The sequence below is a fragment of the Enterovibrio nigricans DSM 22720 genome (assembly GCF_900167155.1).
In the GTDB taxonomy this organism is placed as follows: domain Bacteria; phylum Pseudomonadota; class Gammaproteobacteria; order Enterobacterales; family Vibrionaceae; genus Enterovibrio; species Enterovibrio nigricans.
In genome coordinates, this window is the sequence record NZ_FUXU01000238.1 from 1 (window position 1) to 1,053 (window position 1,053).

Consider the following 1,053-nt stretch of genomic DNA (forward strand, 5'->3'; position numbering starts at 1 on the left):
GCCACAGGGATAAAGGCTTGCTCATTGGCAAAGCCCGTGGAAACAAAGTCCACCCACACGCCGCGTGCAGGCGCGTGCGTATCACTGAAACGCGCCATCGCAAAGCGAAGGTCATCGACGTTTTGCTCCCAGATGGTTTCGTTATCACGGCGAATGGCGATACGGGTAATGTCGTCGTTTTCGGTTTCAAGCAGCATCGAACGTAAACGCACGTTAGCCCCGACAATCGGGAACTCATGGCGCTGGGTACCCGTTTGCGTATGCGTGATAGAGGTCTGGGTGTAACGCTGCTGAAAGAAACGCTCGCTCTGGTAGTCCACCACACGGGCGTTCGCCGTGAATTCGGGAATGTCAGGGTCATTGGCGACCTTTTGCTTTACGCCGATTTTCAGCATCAGCAGTTCACCCGCTTGATGCACCAGTTCGCCACGGCGAATGCCTTGCAAGGTGCGAAGGGTTTCGTCTGCAAACGGGATAATCAAACGGGTTTGGGTGGCACCTGCCACGCCTTTGGCCTGCACGGGTAAGCCTTTTTTGATGTCACGCTTATGGAAAAAGGCCGCATCAATACCAATGATTTCTTTGTTGTTGCGCTCAAGGGAAACACGCCCTAAGCGTTGAAGCGGCAAATCGGTCACCACTTCGAGAGAGGCAAAGGCATGAAGGGTATTAATCTCCAGTACCGCTTGCTTACCGTAGACTTGCCCCGAGCGAAACGGGTCTAAATCCATCGGGCGAACGTTAAATGCGGCTTTGACGGCGGCAACGATGGCCGCTTGTTGTGCAATGGGTGATGGCATGCTGTGAATGTCCTTTGGTTGATAAGAAACGCGTCTGGCGAGGCTTACAACGAGCCTTTATCCAGCCCCAGTGATTTACGCGGTTTTTCCAGTGCATCCACATTGGCGACCACCGCCATCACTACCACCATGATGGTGACCGCGACGGCGATGGTTGCCCATGCGCCTTTGTTTAATTTGAACATGGTGTCGAATCCTTTACTTAGCAGTACGTTAAACAGAACGTTGAACATGAAAAATGTCAGGTGTTGAA

At 52.7% G+C, this 1,053-nt stretch carries 2 protein-coding genes; both read right to left on the reverse strand.

Annotated elements, in window-relative coordinates:
• The coding region (locus B5D35_RS23930) for a major capsid protein P2 (RefSeq protein WP_078754878.1) at positions 1 to 800 on the reverse strand (800 nt) is incomplete at its 3' end.
• 44 nt (positions 801 to 844) lie between these two features.
• Positions 845 to 1,053: hypothetical protein (locus B5D35_RS24525; RefSeq protein ID WP_212567575.1), on the reverse strand; the 209-nt coding region annotated here is incomplete at its 5' end.